We start from the raw sequence: 20675 nt of genomic DNA, 5'->3' as shown, positions 1-20675 counted from the left end.
ATTCCGAAACGTTCACCCTTTTCGAGCCGGATTGGTTTATCTGGCTCCATGCCACGACGGAACAGCTCGGCGCCGCGATGAAATTCCTGACGTTCCTCTCGAACCAGCCGGATACGGCGCTGACTCGGGCGTTGGCCGACGCCAAGAAGGTGACCACGGTCGCCTTCCTGTTCAGTCTGGTCTCGAACCTCCTGTATCTGGCGCTGCCGCTCTTCACCTATCAGGTCTACGGCCGGGTGATGGTCAGCCAGAGCCAGGCGACGCTCTGGGTCCTGACCCTGGTGACGCTGTTCGCCTTCGCCGTGTCGGGGGTGATCGACGACATCCGGGCGCGCATCCTGATCAACTACGGCGTGGCCCTCGACCAGCGGGTGTCGGGCCGCGTGTTCGCCAGCCTGTTCGACGCCGCCGTGCGGGGCGAGCCCGGTGCGCGGGCCCAGGCGCTGCGTGACCTCGACCAGTTCCGCACGACCTTCACCGGCGTCGGCGCGGCGGCCGTGTTCGACGTGCCGTGGATTCCGGTCTTCCTCATCGCTCTCTTCATCATCGACCCGCTGGTCGGCTTCGTGACCCTGGCCGGCGCGGTCCTGCTCATGGCCCTGGCCATCCGGCAGACGCAGGCCATGGCGCCCGCCCTGAAGGACGCCAACGAGGCGGCGCTGAAGAGCTATGGCTTCACGGATGCGGCCCTGCGAAACGGCGAGGTGGTCCGCGCCATGGGCATGCTGCCGACCCTCGGCGCGGCCTGGGCCCGTCACCGGGCGGTGACCATCGAGCGGGGCGCCGCCGCGGCCGAGTATTCGAACGGCTACACCGACCTCATCAAGTTCGTCCGGATGGGGATTCAGGTCCTGATCATCGCCCTGGGCGCCTATCTGATCCTCAAGGGCAAGATCCATGCGGGCATGCTGTTCGCCAACATGATCCTGGCCAGCCGCGCCCTGCAGCCGATCGAGAAGATCGTGGCGAGCTGGGAGCCGCTCAACAACATGGTTCGCGCCCATGAGCGGCTGCAGAACCTGCTCACCAAGGCCGAGCCGGCGCCGGCCGGCACCCAGCTTCCGCGTCCCGCCGGCAAGCTGTCGGTGGAGGGGGTGAACTTCGCGCCGTTCGGCGTCAGCAAGCTGGTGCTGAGCGGGGTGAACTTCTCCATCGAGCCGGGCGAGGTGCTGGGGATCATCGGGCCGTCGGGGGCGGGCAAGTCGACCCTGGCGCGTCTGCTTGTGGGCATCTGGAAGCCCCTGCAGGGGGCGGTGCGCCTCGACGGCGCCGACGTCTTCACCTGGGATCGCGCCGACTTCGGCCGCCACGTGGGCTATCTGCCCCAGGACACCGAGCTCTTTGGCGGCACCGTGCGCGACAACATCGCCCGGTTCCGCAGCGACGTGACGGACGAGGAAGTGGTCGAGGCCGCGCGCCTGGCTGGCGTGCACGACCTCATTCTGCGAATGCCCAAGGGCTATGAGACCGACGTGGGCGAGGGCGGGGTGGTGCTCTCCGCCGGCCAGCGTCAGCGGGTGGGGCTGGCGCGGGCGGTGCTCGCCAAGCCGGCCTTCGTCGTGCTGGACGAGCCGAACGCCAGCCTCGACGCCGAGGGCGAAGAGGCCCTGATGAGCGCCATCGAGACGCTCAAGGCCCAGGGGGCGACGGTGGTGATCATCTCGCACCGGCCGTCGATCTTCCGCGCGGCGGACAAGATGCTGCTCCTGCGTGACGGCCGGGTCGAGCTGTTCGGGCCACGGGATCAGGTGATGTCGCGGCTTGTGAAGCCGGCGACCGGCGTGCGCGCCGTGGAGGGCGGCCGATGAAACTCGACCTCACGCCGATCCGGTCCAACTATGTGGCGCCGACCTTCGACGCCAACGATCCCGAGGCCATGGATCCTCAGCTGGAGCGGCGCCTCAAGCGGCCGATGATCGTCGGGGCTGGGGTCATCGGCGCCTTCGTCTTCGGCCTGGGCCTCTGGGCCTCGTTCACGCCGCTCAGCAGTGGCGTCACCGCGCCGGCCGAGGTGCGGGTTGAAAGCAACCGCAAGACCCTGCGCGCATCGCGCGAAGGCGGCACGGTGCGGCAGATCAATGTGCGTGAGGGCCAGTTCGTCCGCGCCGGCCAGCCCCTGCTGCTGTTCAACGACGTCGAAGCCAAGGCGGCGGTGGACGTCTATCAGAACCAGTACGACGTGCTCCTGGCCCAGGGCGCCCGCTACAGCGCCGAGGCGACGGGGCGGTCGAGCATCCAGTTTCCGCAGGATCTGATGTCGCGCATGGCCGACCCGCGCGTGGCCGCGATGGTCCGCGACCAGGAGTTCCTGTTCAGCACTCGTCAGCAACTGTTCCAGAGCCAGGCCGCGGTGCTGGGCCAGCGGATCGAGCAGCTCGAGACCCAGATCCAGGGCCTTCAGGCCCAGGTGGCGTCCATCGACGAGCAGCGCCGGCTCACCGAAGAGGAGCTGGACGGCTATCGCAAGCTCAACGCCCAGGGCTTCGCGCCCAAGACCCTGATCCTGCGCTACGAGCGCAGCCTGGCCGATCTCGCCGGGCGCAAGGGGCAGCTCACCGCCGACATCGCCCGGATGCGGCAGCAGATGGGCGAAACCCGCATGCAGCTCGCGCAGCTGCGGAACCAGCGGACGACCGAGGCCGCCGAGGGGCTGCGCGACAGCCAGGCCCGGCTGTCGGACGTGGTGCCGCGCCTGGCGTCGGCGCGTCAGAGCCTGCAACAGACGGTCGTGCGCTCGCCGGTGGACGGCTATGTCTTCAACCTCACCCAGTTCACCGTGGGCGGCGTCGTCGGCTCGGCCGAGCCGCTCATGGACATCGTCCCATCGGGCACGCCGCTCACCGTGTCGGCGATGATCAAGCCCGAGGATGTCGACCAGGTGCGGGTGGGCATGCCGGCGCGGGTGCGCCTGACCGGCCTGAACTACCGCTTCAACGACGACCTTCAGGCCAAGGTCTCGCTGGTGTCCGCTGACCGGGTGGTCAACGAGAAGTCCGGCGCCTCGTTCTACCGCGTCGATCTTCGAATCGAGCCGACCGAGCTGAAGAAGCTCAAGCGCGGGGTGGAACTGACGCCGGGCATGCCGGCTTCCGCCATGATTGTCACGGGCCAGAAGACCGTGATGAGCTATCTGATCGCCCCCATTACCGACACGCTTCGGGACGCCTTCCGCGAGGACTAGAGGCTCGGGCGCCACACCATGTTCGGCTCTCCCAAATGGGCCTTTTTGGTGTTGCGTAATTGGCAGGGTTCCGATACGTCTCGGCTTGGGCTCGTCTAACCTACGCCGCAGCCGTGCTATGGCGCTTGGGGTAATGGACCGCCGGGACGCCCCATCGGGAATGGGGGTCAGGCGTGCCGGGGGTCCGTGTGACACAGACTGGAGAGACTAATGGCTAGCTATGTTTGGGAATCGATGACGCCGGAGCAGGCGGCGGCGTTCACGGCGGATGACGTGATCGTCTTCACTGGCGCGGGTCAGACGGCGACTCTCGCCAACGTCGTTTACGTTCCGGCCACCGCCACGACGCCTGAGGCTTATCAGGTCGTGTTCGGCGGCAAGTCGCTGAACTTCTCGGTGGCCGCGCTCGGCGGCCGCAATGTCGCCGTGTTCCCCGACAGCTCGGTGCTGTACGTGGGCACCGCCGGCGCCAACACCGCTGACGGCGTGAACACGAACGACGCCCTGTTCGGCTTTGGCGGCAACGACACCCTGACGGGCGGCAACGGCAACGACCTGCTGCACGGCGGTCAAGGCGACGACTCGCTGGTCGGCGGCAATGGTTCGGACTCGGTCTACGGCGGCCAGGGCGACGACACCATCGACAACCAGGGCGATGCGTCGTTCAACTTCGCCCACGGCAACCTGGGCGACGACACCATCACCGCCTCGGGCGCCACCGGGACCCAATGGCTGTACGGCGGTCAGGGCAACGACCTGATCGTTGGTGGCTCGGGCAACGACCTGCTCTTCGGCAACCTGGGTGACGACACCGTCGTCGGCGGCGCCGGCAACGACACCATCTACGGTGAAGACGGCGACGACGTCCTGGACGGCGGCGCTGGCGCCAACACCATCTATGGTGGTGAGGGCGACGACACCATCAACGCGGCGGGCGCGGGCAACGTGATCGCGGGCGGCCAGGGCGCCGACCTCATCACCCTCACCGGCAACGGCGCCGACACGGTGACCGGCGGTCAGGGCAACGACGTCATCGACGCTCAGGGCGGCGGCGCCAAGTACCTGAACGGCAACCTCGGTGACGACTCGATCGTGGCCGGCGCCGGTAACGACACCCTGCTGGGCGAAGCTGGCGACGACACCATCGTCGGCGCGGCTGGCAACGACCTGATCGACGGCGGTGAAGGCGACGACTCGATCGACGCCGGCGCCGGCAACGACACCGTCCTCGGTGGTGCGGGCAACGACACCATCGACGCCGGCGCGGGCAACGACTCGATCGACGCCGGCGAAGGCGACAACTACGTCGACCTCGACTCCGGCAACAACACGGTCGTGGCGGGCGCTGGTGACGACACCATCGACGGTGGCGCGGGCAACGACACGATCAACGTTGGCGACGGCGACAACCTCGTCAACGGTGCCGATGGCCACGACTCGATCACTGCGGGCGCCGGCAACGACATCCTCGTCGGCGGCGACGGCAACGACACGATCAACGGCGGCGGCGGCGTGGACGTGATCACCGGCGGCGCCGGCGTTGACGTCCTGTTCGGCGGCGCTGGCGCGGACACCTTCGTCTTCGCCACCGGCGACTCCAGCACGGTCGGCGGCTCGCTCGACCAGATCCGCGACTGGGAAGGCGTCGACAAGCTGTCCTTCGGCGTTACGGTCACGAGCACGAACTACGAGGAAACCACTGCGGCCTCGTACGACGCGGCTCTCAGCCAGGCCCAGACGGCGATCACGGTCAACGCCCGCGACATCGTCGTGGTGCAGGTGGGGTCGGACGTCGTGGTGTTCGTCGACGGCGACGGCAACAACACCATCGACAACGCGGTGGTGCTGGTTGGCCGTACCCTGGCCGACATCGACGGCTCGAACTTCATCTAAGCTTCGAGCTTCGAAGACCTTTGGGGAGGGGCCGCCTTCGGGCGGCCCCTTTTCTTTTGCGCACACTGTTCGCGGGCGCCGGGCGACCCGCACACAGGCGCGCCGCGCCGGTCGCCCAGTTCGGGCGGCGGCGAGCGGTTCAGCAGATGCAGGAAGCCTGAAGGGCCGCTGAAACAAAGACCGGGCGGCGAATCCCTCGATCCACCGCCCGGCCAAAGCGACACAGCCATGGAGAGCTAGGCTGACAGATGAGCCTAGCTGAATCCGTCGTTGCGCGAAAGCGCGCCGTGAATCACGTGTCGGTTAGCCGCTGGTCGTCTGGAAGCTCAGCCCGGTCAGCTCGGTCAGCAACCGGTCGTCATCGGCGTAGAGCGCCCTGAGATAGTCCGCATCGGCGGCGGCCAACCGTGCGCCTTTCACCTCCTGGCCCACATGAACCCTCTGCGGCGCCAGGGGCGGCGGAGCCCCGACGCCCAGGAAGGCGCTCACCCTGCCCACCGTTCCGGTGGGATCGGCGTCGAGGTCCTCACAGCGCAGGATCAGAACCTGGTCCCGCGGAAAGAGGCTGTAGAGCCGCTGAATCTGGCGGCCATAGAAGCCGCGTTCCACATAGGAATATTCGCGATGGAAGCCGGCGGGTTCGCTCGCCGCGAGGCGCGCGCGTCCCTCGCGGATGCACCAGCTGAAGTCGGCCGTCTCTGCGCCCCGGGAGCGCTCCATGCGCCAATGGGACCAGGCCCGCTCCACCGGATCGCGCAGCAGGAGGACAAGCCGCATGGCGGGATTGTAGGCCCTGATCCGCTCCAGGCACCTCGGCCAGTAGATATAGATGGGCGTCACCTCGCCCCGCGCCGCCGCCGCCGCGCCGTTCAGGAACAGCCGCTCGTAGTCGGCATGGTCGGGGCCGCCCCAGTCCCGGCTCTCATCGTCGAAATAGTGGGCCTCCTTGACCTCGGGCAGGTACAGCTCGGGGTGCTGGCGAAGATAGGCGTAGAGGGCCGTGGTGCCGGCCTTCTGCACGCCGATCACCAGGAAGTCCGCCGCCGGGCGCGGCGCCGCGCCCGACCTCGCCCCCGATACGGCCCCGGTCGCCTGATCTCCAAGTCCGTTCAACGCCATACGCCCATCCTGAAACGCTGTCGCCCGCGGCACTGGTCCGCCTGCCGGGGAGCGGTTAAGAGGTCAATCGCACGCCGCAGCGATGCGTGAGAAGGCGCCTTGAATCAATGAAGACGGTAATCCTGGCCGGGGGCCTGGGAACGCGAATCTCGGAGGAAAGTCACCTTCGGCCCAAGCCGATGATCGAGATCGGCGGTCGCCCGATCCTCTGGCACATCATGAAGCTGTATTCGGCGGCGGGCTTCAACGATTTCATCGTCTGCCTCGGCTACAAGGGCTATGTGATCAAGGAGTACTTCGCCAACTACGTGCTCCATAACGCCGACCTCACGGTCGACCTGGCGAAGGGCGCGATCGAGTATCACGCCACCAATCATGAGCCCTGGCGGGTGACCCTGGTGGAGACCGGCGCCGAGACCATGACCGGCGGCCGGCTGAAGCGCGTGGCCAGCTATCTGACCCCCGGCGAGCCGTTCCACTTCACCTATGGCGACGGCCTCTCCGATGTGGACCTGGCCGCCCTCACCGCCTTTCACCGCAGCCACGGCAAGGCGGCCACCATCACCGCCGTGGCGCCGCCGGGCCGCTACGGCGCCCTGGACATCCGCGACCGCCAGGTGGAGCGTTTCACCGAGAAGCCCCCGGGCGACAATGCGGTGATCAATGGCGGCTTCTTCGTCCTGCAGCCCGAGGTGATCGACCGCATCGCCGGCGACGCCACGTCGTGGGAAGCCGAGCCCCTGGAGGGCCTCGCCCGGGACGGCCAGCTCATGGCCTATCGCCACAACGGCTTCTGGGCGGCCATGGACACCCTGCGCGACAAGAACCACCTCGAGGCCCTGTGGGCCGCCGGGACTGCGCCGTGGCGGCGGTGAACCCCGGCTTCTGGGCCGGCAAACGGGTCCTGCTCACCGGCCATACGGGCTTCAAGGGCGCCTGGGCGGCCGTCTGGCTGGCCAGGATGGGCGCCGAGGTCACAGGCCTGGCGCTGCCGCCCGACCAGCGGCCGAGCCTGTTCGACCTCGTCGGGGTCTCGAAGCTGGTCGACTCCCGCTTCGTGGACCTGCGCAATCCGGCCGCCGTGGCCGCCGCCGTCGCGGGCCGGCGCTTCGACATCGTGCTGCACATGGCCGCCCAGGCGATCGTCCGGGCCGCCATCGAGGAGCCGGTGGCCGCCTTTGGGGCCAATGTCATGGGTACGGCGCATCTGCTGCAGGCGCTCCGCGGCCAGGAGGCGCTCCAGGCGATCCTGGTGATCACCTCGGACAAGGTCTACGCCAACGCCGATACCGGCCGCGCCTTTCAGGAGGGCGATCCCCTGGGCGGCAAGGATCCCTATTCCGCCTCGAAGGCCGCTGCCGAGATCGTCGTCCGCAGCTTCGCCCAGACCTATTTCGAAAACCGCGGCGTGCGGGTGGCCACCGCCCGCGGCGGCAATGTCATCGGTGGCGGCGACTTCTCCCGCGACCGGCTGGTGGCCGACATCGTGCGCGCCGTCGGCGCCGGCGAGGCCGTGGTGCTGCGCCATCCCGAGGCCACCCGCCCCTGGCAGCATGTGCTGGACTGTCTGGCCGGCTACTTCCGCCATCTGGAAGCCCTGGCGACCGATCCGGCCACGCCCCGGGCGCTGAACTTCGGCCCCCGGCCCGGCGGCCCGGCCGTCACCGTCGGCGAACTCGCCACCCTCGGGGTGCAGGCCCTGGGCGGCCAGCCCTGGCGTTACGAGCCCGATCCGCAGTCGATCGAAGCCAAGGCCCTGGCCATCGACGCGAGCCTCGCCCGCCAGGCCCTGGGTTTCGAGAGCCGCTATGAGGCGCCCGAGGCCGTGGCCCTGACCATGGACTGGTACCGGCGCCAGGCCCAGGGCGAGGCGGCCCTGGCCTTGTGCGAGGCGCAGATCGCCGCCTACGAAGACCGCCCATGACCACGCCCGCCTGCCGCTTCTGCCGCGCTCCGCTCACCCAGACCTTTCTCGACCTCGGGCGCCAGCCGCTGGCCAACAGCTACCTGACGCCCGAGCAACTCGCGGCGAGGACCGAGCGGGCCTATCCGCTGCACACCCGGGTCTGCGGCCGGTGCTTCCTCGTCCAGGCCGATGACGTGGTGCCGGCCGAGGCGATCTTCGACGCCGAATACGCCTACTTCTCCTCCTATTCGGCGGGCTGGGTGGAGCACGCCCGGCGCTATGCGGTGGCCATGACCGAGCGGTTCGGCCTGGGGCCCGAGTCCCTGGTGATCGAGGTGGCCAGCAACGACGGCTACCTGCTGCAGCACTTCGTGGCCATGGACATCCCCGTGCTGGGCATCGAGCCCACCGCCAACACCGCCGAAGCGGCGCGGGCGCGGGGCGTGCGCACCGACACGGTCTTCTTCAACGAGCAGACGGCCCAGGCCTTGGCCGCGCGGGGCGACCGGGCCGACCTGATGGCGGCCAACAACGTCCTGGCCCATGTCCCCGACATCAACAGCTTCGTGGCCGGCTTCCGGCATGTGCTGAAGCCGCAAGGGGTGCTGACCTTCGAGTTCCCGCACCTCCTGAACCTGATCGAGCAGGTGCAGTTCGACACGATCTACCACGAGCACTTCAGCTACCTGTCGCTGCTGGCGGTGGAGCAGGTGCTGGCGGCCAACGACCTGATGCCCTTCGACGTGGAGCGCCTGCCGACCCATGGCGGCTCCCTCCGCCTCTACTGCGCCCTGCGGACCTCGGGACGGGAGCAAACGGACGCCCTGCGGAGCCTGCGCGCCGATGAGGCGGCCGCAGGCCTGGGCCGGATCGAGACCTATGCCGACTTCACCCCGCGGGTCGAAGCCGTGCGCGACAGCTTCCGGGCCTTCCTCGCCACGGCGAAGGCCGAAGGGAAACGGATCGCCGCCTATGGCGCGGCGGCCAAGGGCAACACCTTCCTCAACTATGCGGGCGTGAGCCCCGACGACATCGTCTGCGCCTTCGACGCCAATCCGGCCAAGCAGGGCCGCCACCTGCCCGGCAGCCACGTGCCGATCCTCAGCCCAGACCGGGTCGCTGAAGTGCGCCCGGACTACGTGCTCATCCTGCCCTGGAACCTGAAGGACGAGATCATGGGCCAGCTGGCCTATGTCCGTGACTGGGGCGGCCGTTTCGTCACCGCCTCGCCGGTGACGCGGATCCTGGACTGATGCGCTTCTCGCCGACGACCCTGGCTGGCGTCTGGCGGGTGGAGGCCCAGCCGCGGGGCGATGCGCGCGGCAGCTTCGCGCGGCTGCACTGCCCCGAGGAGTTCGCCGCCGCCGGTCTTCCCTTCGAACCGGTCCAGACGAGCCTGTCCCGCAACCCCCACCTGCATACCCTGAGGGGAATGCACTACCAGGCCGCGCCGCATGCGGAGACCAAGCTGGTCAGGGTGGTACGGGGCCGAATCTTCGACGTAGCCGTGGACCTGCGCCCGGAGAGTCCTACCTACCGCCGCTGGACGGCGGCGGAACTGTCGGCCGAGGCTATGGACGCCCTGTTCATCCCCGAGGGGGTGGCGCACGGCTTCCTGACGCTCGAGCGGGACACCGACGTCCTCTACCAGATCAGCCCCGCCTACCGGCCTGGCCGCGAAGCCGGAGTGCGGTTCGACGATCCGGCCTTCGGGATCGCCTGGCCCGCGCCCCCCGCCGTCATTTCGGAGCGGGACCGCACCTGGGCGGACTACCGGGCGTGAAGACGGTCCTTCTTACCGGCGCAAGCTCGTTCACCGGCTTCTGGATCGCCAGGGCGCTCGCGGAGGCCGGTTGGCGGGTGGTGGCGCCGCTGCGGCGTGCGCTGGGCGACTATGCCGGCCTTCGCGCCCAGCGCGTGGCGGCGCTCGCGGGCGTCGCCGAGATCGCGCCTCAGGCGCCGGTGGAGTCGGCGGCCTTTCTTGACCTGGTGGCGGCGGCCCGGGCCGATCTCTTTGCCCACCACGCCGCCGACATCCCCGGCTACCGGCGCCCGGACTATGACGTGGAAGCCGGGGTGGCCCGGAACCTGCGGGGCGTGCCGGAAGCCATCGCCGCCTTCGCGGCGGCCGGCGGCCGGGCGATGCTGGCCACCGGCACCTATTTCGAGCGGGGCGAGGGCGGGGGGGGCGAAGCCGCCAGCCCCTATGGCCTGTCGAAGGCGCGCACCAACGACGCCCAGGGCGAACTGGCGGCCGCCGCCGGCCTGGCGTTCGGCAAGTTCGTGATCCCGGCGCCGTTCGGGCCCTGGGAAGAGGGGCGCCTCGTGTGGTCGCTGTTCCAGGCCTGGACGGAGGGCCGAGCCGCGGAGATCCGGACGCCGGACTATGTGCGGGATCATGTGCCCGCGCCGCGCCTGGCTCTCGCCTATGTGGCCGCGGCTAATCGCATGCTTGAGGCGCGAGCGCCGGCGGCGTTCCGGCCTTCGGGTCATGTGGAGCGGATCGGCGATTTCGCCGAACGCGTCGCCGGCGAGGTGCGGTCCAGGACTGGCATGGCCTGCGCCCTCATCCAACACGAACAGCGGGCCTTTCCCGAACCGCTTCGGCGGGCGAACTCGGAGCCCTGCCTGGCCGAGTCGGACGCGCCGGCGTTCTGGGACGCCTATGTGGACTACTACCGCCGGGTGCAGGCCGCGGGATTCTTGCAGGCGAGTCCCGCCTAGCCCCGGCGGTCGTTGATCGTGCGGGTCACCGCCTCGAAGAAGTCTTCGGCCCAGGCCTGGGTGCGGCCGAGAGGGCTGTCCTTCATGCGCGGCCGCATGGTCCGGCGCAGCTCGCCTATCCTGGCCGGGTCGCTCGCAAGCCCGACGGCCAGGTCCTCATATTCCTCCACCGAACGGGCGCACAGATCGGCAAGGCCGACGTTGCTCAGCACCGAATAGCTGAGCCGCTCGTAAAGGGCCTCGCCCACCAGGCTGATCACCGGCGCGCCCATCCAGAGGGATTCGCACGTGGTGGTGCCGCCCGTCTGCGGGAAGGTGTCCAGCGACATGTCGATCTGGTTGTAGAACGGCAGGTGCTTGCCGCGGACCGGCTCGAACAGAATGCGGTCGGAGGAGATTCCCTGCGCCGCAAAGGCGGCGGTCATGTGCGCCCGGAAGCTCGGCGAGCCGCCCTCGGGGCGAATGAACAGGAAGCGGGAGTCCGGCGTGCGGGCCATGATCCGACCCCAGCTCGCCAGCAATTCGGGGCCGTACTTGTAGGGATTGTTGGCGGTGCCGAAGGTGACGTAGCCGTTCCGCTCCACAGGCGCCTGCGGATTGAGGGCCGGATCGTCCCGGTAAATGTCCGGGGCCAGGCTGTACCAGCAATGCGGCAGCATGAGCGGCTGTTCGATCAGCAGCGCGGGGTCCTCGGGTTTCATGAACGGGTCGAGTACGAGGTAGTCGATCGTCGACGGGCCGGCGGAGTGGGCATAGCCCAGCCAGCTCGCCGAGAGCGGCGCCGGCTTCCAGGCCATGACCTCAAGCTTGTTCATGTGGGTGGAGCCGCCGAGCTCGATCAGCATGTCCAGCTGGTCGTCGGCGATCATCTGCGCCGCGTCGCGGTCGGTGATGTCGGAGCGCCAGCGGAAGGCGTCCACCATCTTGGCCATGGCGCGCTGCGCCTGGTCGGCCTCACCGGTCTTGAACGAGTAGCAATAGACCTCGAAGCGTTCGCGGTCGTAGTGCTTCAGCAGCGGCAGGGTGAACCACCCGACCGGGTGCGCGCGCAGGTCGGACGACATCAGGCCGATGCGCAGCTTTGCGCGCCCAACGGTCGGCGGGGCATGGTGGATCGGCTGCTGGGCGGCGATGGCCTCGATCTGCCGGCCCCAGCTGCGGTGGAGTTCCACGAGATTCCGACGGTCCTCCGGCGTCCGAACCCTCGACAGCAGCGCCATCAGCGGCGCGTGCATGCCGGCGGCGACGAAACCGCGGCCCAGCTCCTGCAGCGGACCCAGCTGATTCAGCCGCTCGTAGTCGCCCACCCGCTGGAAGATCTCGGTGGCGGCCTTCTTGTGGCGCGGGTGCAGGTGGCGCAGGCCGGGGGCCTCGCGGATCACCTGATAGGACTCTTCAATGTGGGCCGCCTCGTCGCCGTAGCGTGACCGCTGCAGGCTCTCGGCCAGGGCGAAGCGGGTTTCGATGTCGTCCGGGGCCAGGGCCGCGGCGCGGCGGAGATGTTCGTTCCCCCGCTCACGGTCGAACTCGCCGAGCAACTGCCCCAGCTGGCGGTGCGCCCAGGCCAGCCCCGGCTCCTTGGCCACCATGTCCTGAAGGGCGGCGATGGCCGCGTCGCGCCCGTCGCGTCGACGCAGGTTGGTGATGCGGCCTTCCTGGAACTTCTCCACATGCGGGAAGATCGCGGCGGCCCGATCCAGGGCCTCGACGACCTCGTCGTCCCGTCGCATCTCCATGAGCAGCCCGACGAGGTCGAGCCAGGCGTCGAGCGACGTGCGGTTCAGCAGGACCGCCTGGCGCAGGCGGGCGAGGGCGGCGTCATGCCGTCCGAGGCGACGCAGGGCCCGGGAAAGCATCCGCTGGTACTCGGCGTTCTTCGGTTCGGCCCGGACGAGGCGGGTGAAGATCGGTTCCGCGGCCGCCGCGTCCTCACGGTCGAGGTGAACGTTGCCGAGATTGAAGAGCGCGGAGCTGTTCGAAGGCTGCAGCCGCAGGGCCGCTTTCAGCACTTCGGCCGCCTCGTCCAGTCGCCCGAGCCGGCGCAGCAGGACGCCCTCCAGATTGCGGAGGTCGACGTTGCGGGGATAGCGGCTTGCCGCCTTGTGGACCCATTCCAGGGCCTCGGCATGCTGGCCGGCGCGATAGAGCTGCACGGCCAGGGTCTGGTAGACGCCGACTGGCTGGTCCGGAGCCTCGGACAGGACGGCGCGGAGATGATCGATGGCCTCGGCAGACCGCCCGCTCTTCAACGCTGCTTGCGCCGCCGCCAACCGCTCTCGCATCCGATTTCCCACTCCAGCGCTTGCCTCGACACCACAGGCCGAGGGTTAGGCACTTACGGTGGGTGCGTCCTGATGACTAGGCCTGTCGTGGGCGAGGGTCGGCGCGGGAGAAGCGCCATTTCAGGGCCAGGATGGTGGCCGACATGATCAGGCAGACGGTGTTGGCGCCCGTCACGGGCCAGCTGCCGATCAGCACGCCGTAGATGATCCAGAGCGTGAAGCCCGTGACGGTGATGGCGTACATGCGCAGCGACACCTGGGCGGCGTCACGTTCGCGCCAGATCTTGAGAATCTGCGGCGCGAAGCTGGTCATCGAGCACAGGGCGGCGCCCGTACCCACCACATTGGCGATCTGCGACGCGTCCATCGGTCCTCAAGGCTGAGCCAGGTCCACTGGGACGCTAACGGTGACGCGCAGGCCGGGTTGCGTCTCCACGGTCGAGAGTGTTGCGTGGAGCTGCTGGGCGAGCAGCTGGACGATGGTGCGTCCGAATCCGACCGGACCGCCGCCCGGCGCGCCCACCCCGTCGTCGGCCACCGTCAGGTCGAAGCCGTCCTGCGAGGCTTGCAGGGTCACGGTCACGCGGCCTCCCCGGCCGTCCGGAAAAGCATGGCTCAGGGCGTTGCCCAGCAGCTCGTTGACGATCAGCGCCAGGGGCGCGGCGTCTCGGGCGTTGATCACGATAGGGGCCAGGTCGAGGGCGATGTCGACGCCGTCGCGCGCTGTCACGCCGGCGATGGCGCCGGCCAGTTCGCGCACCAGGACGGCGAGGTCCACCCGTTCCACGCCGCTCTCGCGTGAGACGTTGCGGTGCGCCGCCGCCACCGCGATGACACGGCGCTGCACCGACGCCAGCGCCTGGCGGGTGTTCTCGTACGGGGCTCGCCGCCCCTGGAGCAGGATGAGCGAGGAGATCAGCTGGAAGGTGTTCTTGACCCGGTGATCGGCCTCGCGCTGGAGCTCGGTCTGGGCCGCCAGGGCCTGCCTGAGGCGTGCAGTTTCATCGGCGGGCATGGTCATCTCCGCTGAGGGGCGGCGCAGCATGTCTTGAACCACGGCGCATCGCCACACTGTCCGGTCGTCGGGGATTGAGGTCGTCGCCCGGGTTTGCGCCCTGGATCAGCGGCCCTGGGCCGCGGGGGCTTGACCCCGGACGGGCCGACCGCCAAAGCGGCGCCCCATGAACATCCTTCTCGTGGGCTCGGGCGGCCGTGAACATGCGCTGGCCTGGAAGATCGCGGCCTCGCCGCTGGTGAAGCGGCTGGTGGCCGCCCCCGGCAACCCCGGCATGGCCGCGCAGGCCGAACTGCGCAACGTCGCCGCCACGGACGTGGAGGGCCTGGTGGCCCTGGCCAAGGAGATCGCCGCCGACCTCGTGGTGATCGGGCCGGAGTCGTCGGTCGACGCCGGTCTCGCCGACGCCTTGGAGCAGGCGGGGATCGCCTGCTTCGGGCCCTCCAAGGGCGCCGGGCGGCTGGAGAGCTCCAAAGCCTTCACCAAGGCCTTCTGCGACCGTCACGGCCTGCCCACGTCGGCCTATGAGGTGTGCGAGAGCGCCGCCGCCGCCAAGGCCGCCCTGGACCGCTTCGAGGCGCCCTATGTGATCAAGGCCGACGGCCTCGCCGCCGGCAAGGGCGTGGTGATCGCCCAGGACCGCGCCGCGGCCGAAGCCGCCATTGACGATGCGTTCGGCGGGAGGTTCGGCGCCGCCGGGGCGCGGGTGGTGCTCGAGGAGTTCCTGGAGGGCGAGATCGGTTCGCTGTTCGCACTCTGTGACGGCGAGACCTCGATGATCTTCGGCTGGGCCCAGGACCACAAGCGCGCCTACGACGGCGAGCAGGGGCCGAACACCGGCGGCATGGGCACCTATTCGCCGGTGCCGGTCTTCACGCCCGAGCTGGTCGAGCAAATCCGCACGCGCCTGGTGGAGCCGGCGTTCGCCGGGATCGCCGCCGACGGTTCGCCCTACCGCGGCGTGCTCTTCGTTGAGCTGATGGCGACCAAGACCGGCCCTAAGCTGGTGGAGTTCAACGTCCGCTTCGGCGACCCGGAGTGTCAGGTGCTGATGCTGCGGCTGGAGAGCGACATCGTTCCCTACCTGAAGGCTTGCGCTACGGGGACGCTGAAGGATCTGCCCCCGCCGGTCTGGCGCGACGAGCCTGCGGTGTGCGTCGTGGTGGCCGCGAAGGGCTATCCGGGTACGCCGGCGGCCGGCGGCGAGATCCGCGGGCTGGATGGCGACCTCGGCGAGGGCGTGGTGGTGTTCCATGCGGGCACCAAGCTGGACGCCGAGGGGGTGCTGCGCGCTGCCGGCGGGCGGGTGCTCAACGTCTGCGCCCGGGGCGCAGACCTGCGCGCCGCCCGGGACCGCGCCTATGCCGCCGTGGACCGGATCGACTACGCGGACGGCTTCTGCCGCCGCGACATCGGCTGGCGCGCCCTGGGGAGCTGAGCCTAGCCGCCGGCCTCCACCAGGGCCTTGAGGTCGGGCAGCACCTCGTCGGACCAGCGCTCGGCCAGGGCCGCCACGGCGGTTTCGATGCGGTCGGGGGCCACCTCGTCCTCGAAGGCCTCCCATCCCGCGTGGGTCAGGCGCACATGGGCGCCGCCCGGGATCGGCGTCAGTACGAGGGTCACCTCGGTGGGCGGGCGGCCTGGATAGGTCCAGCTGAAGCGCAGCCGCCGGCCGGGCTCCACCACCTCCACCTCGCACTGGATCGCGCCTTCCAGGTCGGCCTCGTCGCGGCGTTTGCGGCTGGGCTGCATGACGAAGGGGTGGCCCACCACGGGCCGGAAGCCGAAGGCGCCCAGCCAGCGCCAGGCGGCCCGGGTGTCGACCATCCGCCGCCAGACCTCGTCCGGCGGCGCCTCGATCTCGATGATGGTCTCGATGTCGACGGTCGCCATGCGCGACATCCGGCAAACCCGCTTCCCGATCTCTGGTCAAGGCCGGCTTCCCGCCTTGCTCCCGCAAGGTCCGCATCGCTACAAGGGGTTCAAACAACTGTACGAAGGGGAGCGCCATGGCGGTGACGTCTGATGTCGCGGGCGAACAGGAGCGGGAAAAGGCCAACACCGGCACCGAGGCCGTCCCCGAGGCGCAGCGCTTTGACCAGGCCTCGCTGGAGCGGTGGCTCGAGGCCAACGTCGAGGGCTATGCGGGGCCGCTGGAGGTCCGCAAGTTCAAGGGCGGCCAGTCCAACCCGACCTACCAGCTGATCACCCCGGCCCGGAAGTACGTGCTGCGCCGCAAGCCGCCGGGCAAGCTGCTGCCGTCGGCGCACGCGGTGGACCGGGAGTACCGGGTGATCTCGGCCCTGGGGCCGACGGGCTTCCCGGTGGCCAGGACCTACGGCCTGTGCACGGACGACTCGGTCATCGGCACCTGGTTCTACGTCATGGACTGCGTCGAGGGCCGGGTCCTGTGGGACCAGACCCTGCCGGCCTACAGCCCTGAGGAGCGGCGGGCGATCTTCGAGGCCAAGATCCGCACCCTGGCCGACCTGCACAACACCGACTACGTGGCCATCGGCCTGGAGGACTTCGGCAAGCCCGGCAACTACATGGCCCGGCAGGTCGACCGCTGGACCAAGCAGTACAAGGCCTCGGAGGACCGCCACATCGAGGAGATGGAGCGGCTGATCGAGTGGCTGCCGGCCACCGTCCCGACCCAGGAGCGGACCTCGGTGGTCCATGGCGACTACCGCCTGGACAACATGATCTTCCACCCCACCGAGCCGCGGGTGGCGGCGGTGCTGGACTGGGAGCTCTCGACCCTCGGCGAGCCCCTGGCCGACTTCACCTATCTGCTGATGAACTGGGTGAACGGCACCATCTCCCAACTGCCCGACCTCAAGGCCCACGGCATTCCGACCATCGAGGAGGCCGTGGAAATCTACTGCGAGCGGACCGGCCGTTCGGGCCTGCCCGACCTCAACTGGTTCTTCGCCTACAACACCTTCCGTCTGGCCGGGATCGTCCAGGGCATCCTGGGCCGGGTCCGCGACGGGACGGCCAACCACCCCGACGCCGCCAGCATGGGCCCCCGGGTCCTGGCCCTGGCCCAGGCCAGCTGGGAGTTCGCCAAGAAGGCAGGGGCGTCCTAGCCCCTTCCCCGCAGGACGGCGTCGAGGGCGGCCTCGTCCTCGAACACCGCCCGCACGGGCCAGGGGGCGACCCTGGCCCGCCAGGCCGGGGGCAGGCGCACCCAGTCCTTCTCGGTGGTGACCAGGGCGGCCCTGAACTGCGCGGCCCGGTCGGCCAGCAACGACAGAGTCGCCTCGTCATAGGCGAAATGGTCCGGGAAGGGGGCGAAGTCGGCGAGCTGCGCCCCGGCGGCTGTCAGGGCTCGTTCGAACTTCCACGGCTTGCCGATGCCGGCGAAGCCCAGCACCGGCCCCGCCGGCGGCGGGCCAGCCGGCTGCAGGCGGGCGATGAGCACCGGGCGCGCCGCCAGGGCCGCCAGCAGCTCGGGATCGGCGGCCTCCATGTCGGCGGGCAGCAGGACGATGCTGGCGTCGGCCCGGGCGAGGCCCGCCTCCAGCGGCTCGCGCATGGGGCCGGCGGGGAACACCCGGCCATCGCCGAACGGCCATTCCCCGTTCCGGGTCTCGCCGTCCACCACCACCAGGGACAGGGCTTTCTTCAGCGACGGGTTCTGATGGCCATCGTCCATGACCAGGACCGGGGCGCCGGCGGCGGCGGCGGCCCGAGCGCCGGCGGCCCGGTCGCGGGCGACCCAGACGGGCAGGTCCACGGCCAGCATCAGGGGCTCGTCGCCCACGTCGGCGGCGCTGTGCGCCTGCGGGTCGACCCGCAGAGGCCCGGCTTCACGGCCGCCATAGCCGCGGGTCAGGACATGGCCGCCGAGGCGGCGGGCGATCTCGCGGACGATGGGCGTCTTGCCCGCCCCGCCGAGGGTGACGTTGCCGACGCAGATCACCGGCACGCCCGGATCCGCTGGGCGGGCGCGCGCGATGCGGCGGGCGGTGACCCCGGCCCAGATCCAGGACAGGGGCGTCAGCAGGCCCCGGGTCATGGGCATCACCCGGCGGTCGCGGCTGTACCACCAGCGGGGCGTGGCGAGCTTCATGGCAGCAGGGGCTCCAGGGCGGCGAGGGCGGCGTCCAGCGCCCCGTCCTGGCTGCGGGCGTAGGCGAGGGCGGCCTCGCCGAGCCGGGCGCGGCGGGCGGGATCGGCGAGCAGGTCGCGCAGGCCGGCGGCCAGCGCTTCCTGGTCCCGGACGGCGAGGGCGCAGCCCTGGGCGGTCATCTCGGCGTAGAGCTCCGCGGCGTTGAAAGCGTCGGGGCCGGTGATCACCCCGCGGGCGAGGCGGGCGGCCTCCAGGGGATTGTGGCCGCCGATGCCAGGGGCGAAGGCGCCGCCCATGACCACCACGTCGGCGGCCCGGTAGAGCAGGCCCATCTCGCCGAGGGTGTCGGCCACATAGACCGGCCCGGCGGGCGGCTCGCCCGCGCTGCGGCGGGGGGCGCCGAATTCGGCGGCGAGGGCTGGGCCGCGATCGGGATGGCGCGGGGCGAGGATCAGCAGGGCAGAGGCCGGATCATCCACGGCGGCGCGGAAGGCGGCGACGATCAGGGCCTCCTCGCCGGGATGGGTGCTGGCGGCCAGCACCACCTGCCGCCGGCCCACGGCGGCGCGCAGGGCCGCGAGGGCGGCGTCGGACACGGGCGGGGCCGCGCCCACGCGCTTGAGGTTCAGCCGTCCGGCGACTGTGGCGCCCAGGCGGGCGAGGCGGGCTTCGGTGGCGGCGTCCTGGGCCATGACAAGGTCGAAGCCGCCGAGCAGTTCGCGGGCGGAAGCCGGGACGCGGGCCCAGCCCCGGGCGCTGGCCTCGGTCATCCGCGCCGAGAGCAGGGCGAGCCTGACGCCCCGGCGGCGGGCGGCGCGCAGGGCGTTGGGCCACAGCTCGCTCTCGACGAAGACGGCGAGGTCGGGGCGCCAGTGGACGAGGAAGCGGCGCACGGCGCCGGGGGCGTCCACCGGGGCGTACTGGTGGACGACGCCGGGCGGCAGGCGGTCGGCGAGGACGCCTGCCGAGGTGACGGTGCCGGAGGTGACGAGCAGGCCGAGATCGGGGCGGCGCTCCCGCAGGGCGGAGACCAGGGGCAGGAGGGAGAGGCTCTCGCCGACGCTGACGCCGTGCAGCCAGACGAGCGGTCCCGGCGGTCGGGAGGCGGCGGGTCGGCCCAGGCGTTCGGCGAGGCGGGCCGGGTCCTCCTTGCCGCGGCGGGCCCGGGCGTTCAGCGCCAAGGGCGCGACCGGCTCCATGAGCCCGGTGAGCGCGCCGTAGAGGACGAGCGGAAGGGTCACACCGCCTCGGCGTGCAGGCGGCAGGCGCGTCCGGCCTCGGTCTCCACCTGGACGGTGGCGTGGATGATGTTGAAGCGCCGCTCCAGGCCCTCGCTGACGGCGTGCAGGAAGGCGTCGCCGTCGCGGTTGTCGGGCCGCAGGATGTGGGCGGTCAGGGCCGTCTCGGTGGTGCTCATGGCCCAGATGTGCAGGTCGTGGACCTCCTCCACCCCCGGCTGGGACGCCAGCCAGCGGCGCACCTCGTCCACGTCGATGCCCCGGGGCGCGGCGTCGAGGGCGAGGTCGGCGGAATCGCGCAGCAGGCCCCAGGTGCCGAGGACGATGACGGCGGCGATGATCACGCTGAGCGCCGGGTCGATCCACAGGACGCCGGTGCGGGCCATGGCGAAGGCGCCCACCACCACGGCCAGGGAGACGCCGGCGTCGGCGGCCATGTGCAGGAAGGCGCCGCGGACATTGAGGTCGGAATGGCTGCCGCGCATGAAGAGGGCGGCGGTGACGCCGTTGATCAGCACGCCCAGGCCCGCCACGGCCATGACGAAGCCGGTCTCCACCCCGGCCGGCTCGCTGAGGCGATGCACCGCCTCGGAGACGATGGCGCCCACGGCCACCAGCAGCAGGACCGCGTTGGCCAGGGAGGCCAGGATGGTGGCCTTGCGCAGGCCGTAGGTGCGGCGGCCGGACGGCGCGCGCCGGGCCAGGATGTTGGCGCCCCAGGCCAGGACCAGGGACAGGACGTCCGAGAGGTTGTGGCCGGCGTCGGCCAGCAGGGCGAGGGAGCCGGCCCAGAGGCCCGCCGCGGTCTCGGCGGCCACGAAGCCGATGTTCAGGATGATGCCGATGGCGAAGGCCCGGCCCATGTCGGCGGGGACATGGTGGTGGTGGCCGAAGCCGTGCGCATGGTCGTGCCCATGACCATGGGCGTGGTCGTGGTCATGATCGGCGTGATCATGGTCGTGGTGCGCGTGCGCCATGGGAGCCTATGTCCCGCGAACCGGCGTCGGGATCAATGTGGCGGGGAGGTCGCCGGGGGCGCCACGGAAAGCACGGACGGCGTGGAAGGCGCCGGCGAGCAGACATGGCTCCACGCTTTCCCGCGCGGGCGGGAATTCTTCGGATGGCGGGATGGACGGCGACGCAGCCTGGCCCCCGCATTCGCGGGGATGATGAGGAGTGGATGACAGGGCGTGGTCAGCCGGAGGCGCGCCAGGCGGGTTCGGGGGGCGGCGCGGATGC

At 70.4% G+C, this 20675-nt stretch carries 18 protein-coding genes; 10 read left to right on the top strand and 8 right to left on the bottom strand.

Annotated features, from left to right (window positions below; all coding sequences use genetic code 11):
- Positions 1-77 precede the first annotated feature (77 nt).
- The 3 genes from BO64_RS10470 (at position 78) to BO64_RS10460 (ending at position 5074) form a co-directional block, all read left to right on the top strand.
- Positions 78-1808: a type I secretion system permease/ATPase gene (locus BO64_RS10470; RefSeq protein WP_496403243.1), complete on the top strand. Its 1731-nt coding sequence runs from the start codon at positions 78-80 to the stop codon at positions 1806-1808.
- Entirely contained in the window at positions 1805-3181 is a 1377-nt protein-coding gene (locus BO64_RS10465) for an HlyD family type I secretion periplasmic adaptor subunit (RefSeq protein WP_496403242.1), read from the top strand. The genes BO64_RS10470 and BO64_RS10465 overlap by 4 nt, the downstream gene beginning before the upstream one ends.
- Positions 3182-3391: 210 nt before the next feature.
- Positions 3392-5074 carry a calcium-binding protein gene (locus tag BO64_RS10460; protein ID WP_496403241.1) on the top strand — a complete coding sequence of 561 codons (1683 nt, stop codon included), beginning with the start codon at positions 3392-3394 and terminating at the stop codon, positions 5072-5074.
- Positions 5075-5377: 303 nt separating this feature from the next.
- Here BO64_RS10460 and BO64_RS10455 read toward each other — a convergent pair whose 3' ends face one another.
- On the bottom strand, positions 5378-6193 hold the full coding sequence (locus BO64_RS10455; protein ID WP_496403240.1) for a sulfotransferase family protein: 816 nt from the start codon (positions 6191-6193) through the stop codon (positions 5378-5380).
- 107 nt (positions 6194-6300) lie between these two features.
- Between BO64_RS10455 and rfbF the strand changes: the two genes are divergently transcribed.
- Genes rfbF through BO64_RS10430 form a run of 5 tightly spaced genes read left to right on the top strand, consistent with a single transcriptional unit; the run spans position 6301 to position 10823 of the window.
- Entirely contained in the window at positions 6301-7068 is a 768-nt protein-coding gene (rfbF, locus tag BO64_RS10450; protein ID WP_496403239.1) for a glucose-1-phosphate cytidylyltransferase, read from the top strand.
- Complete coding sequence (rfbG, locus tag BO64_RS10445; RefSeq protein ID WP_496403238.1) at positions 7035-8117, top strand: CDP-glucose 4,6-dehydratase; 1083 nt, start codon at positions 7035-7037, stop codon at positions 8115-8117. Before rfbF ends, rfbG begins: the two co-directional genes overlap by 34 nt.
- The gene (locus BO64_RS10440; protein WP_496403237.1) at positions 8114-9352 is read left to right on the top strand and encodes a methyltransferase domain-containing protein; all 1239 of its coding nucleotides are present in this window, start codon (positions 8114-8116) and stop codon (positions 9350-9352) included. The genes rfbG and BO64_RS10440 overlap by 4 nt, the downstream gene beginning before the upstream one ends.
- On the top strand, positions 9352-9882 hold the full coding sequence (locus tag BO64_RS10435) for a dTDP-4-dehydrorhamnose 3,5-epimerase family protein (RefSeq protein ID WP_496403236.1): 531 nt from the start codon (positions 9352-9354) through the stop codon (positions 9880-9882). Before BO64_RS10440 ends, BO64_RS10435 begins: the two co-directional genes overlap by 1 nt.
- Positions 9879-10823, top strand: coding sequence for an NAD-dependent epimerase/dehydratase family protein (locus BO64_RS10430; RefSeq protein ID WP_496403235.1), 945 nt, complete (start codon positions 9879-9881; stop codon positions 10821-10823). Before BO64_RS10435 ends, BO64_RS10430 begins: the two co-directional genes overlap by 4 nt.
- Here the strand turns inward: BO64_RS10430 and BO64_RS10425 are convergent.
- The 3 genes from BO64_RS10425 to BO64_RS10415 form a co-directional block, all read right to left on the bottom strand.
- Entirely contained in the window at positions 10820-13105 is a 2286-nt protein-coding gene (locus BO64_RS10425) for an O-linked N-acetylglucosamine transferase, SPINDLY family protein (protein ID WP_496403234.1), read from the bottom strand. The two genes, BO64_RS10430 and BO64_RS10425, sit on opposite strands and share 4 nt — an antisense overlap.
- Positions 13106-13181: 76 nt before the next feature.
- Positions 13182-13472 (bottom strand): SemiSWEET family sugar transporter, encoded by a 291-nt coding sequence (locus BO64_RS10420; protein ID WP_496403233.1) that lies wholly within the window; start codon positions 13470-13472, stop codon positions 13182-13184.
- A 6-nt stretch (positions 13473-13478) separates the two neighbouring features.
- Positions 13479-14120: a sensor histidine kinase gene (locus tag BO64_RS10415; RefSeq protein WP_496403232.1), complete on the bottom strand. Its 642-nt coding sequence runs from the start codon at positions 14118-14120 to the stop codon at positions 13479-13481.
- A 166-nt stretch (positions 14121-14286) separates the two neighbouring features.
- Here BO64_RS10415 and purD point away from each other — a divergent pair, with 166 nt between their 5' ends.
- Positions 14287-15558: a phosphoribosylamine--glycine ligase gene (purD, locus tag BO64_RS10410; RefSeq protein WP_496403231.1), complete on the top strand. Its 1272-nt coding sequence runs from the start codon at positions 14287-14289 to the stop codon at positions 15556-15558.
- Positions 15559-15560: 2 nt separating this feature from the next.
- Here the strand turns inward: purD and BO64_RS10405 are convergent, their stop codons facing one another.
- Entirely contained in the window at positions 15561-16013 is a 453-nt protein-coding gene (locus BO64_RS10405) for an SRPBCC family protein (protein ID WP_496403230.1), read from the bottom strand.
- A gap of 116 nt (positions 16014-16129) precedes the next feature.
- Between BO64_RS10405 and BO64_RS10400 the strand changes: the two genes are divergently transcribed.
- A complete protein-coding gene (locus BO64_RS10400) occupies positions 16130-17212 on the top strand; it encodes a phosphotransferase family protein (RefSeq protein ID WP_496403229.1) in 1083 nt (360 codons plus the stop codon).
- On the opposite strand, the gene lpxK is transcribed toward BO64_RS10400, so the two are convergent.
- The 3 genes from lpxK to BO64_RS10385 are packed head-to-tail and all read right to left on the bottom strand — an operon-like array spanning position 17209 to position 20413.
- On the bottom strand, positions 17209-18198 hold the full coding sequence (lpxK, locus tag BO64_RS10395) for a tetraacyldisaccharide 4'-kinase (protein WP_496403228.1): 990 nt from the start codon (positions 18196-18198) through the stop codon (positions 17209-17211). The genes BO64_RS10400 and lpxK overlap by 4 nt on opposite strands.
- A complete protein-coding gene (locus BO64_RS10390; protein WP_496403227.1) occupies positions 18195-19439 on the bottom strand; it encodes a 3-deoxy-D-manno-octulosonic acid transferase in 1245 nt (414 codons plus the stop codon). Before BO64_RS10390 ends, lpxK begins: the two co-directional genes overlap by 4 nt.
- Positions 19436-20413: a cation diffusion facilitator family transporter gene (locus tag BO64_RS10385; protein ID WP_496403226.1), complete on the bottom strand. Its 978-nt coding sequence runs from the start codon at positions 20411-20413 to the stop codon at positions 19436-19438. Before BO64_RS10385 ends, BO64_RS10390 begins: the two co-directional genes overlap by 4 nt.
- Between the last annotated feature and the right edge of the window lie 262 nt (positions 20414-20675).

It is taken from the genome of Phenylobacterium composti DSM 19425 (assembly GCF_059568645.1).
The sequence above is the reverse complement of the archived record's forward strand: the minus strand, read 5'-3'. Positions and strand labels throughout refer to the sequence as shown.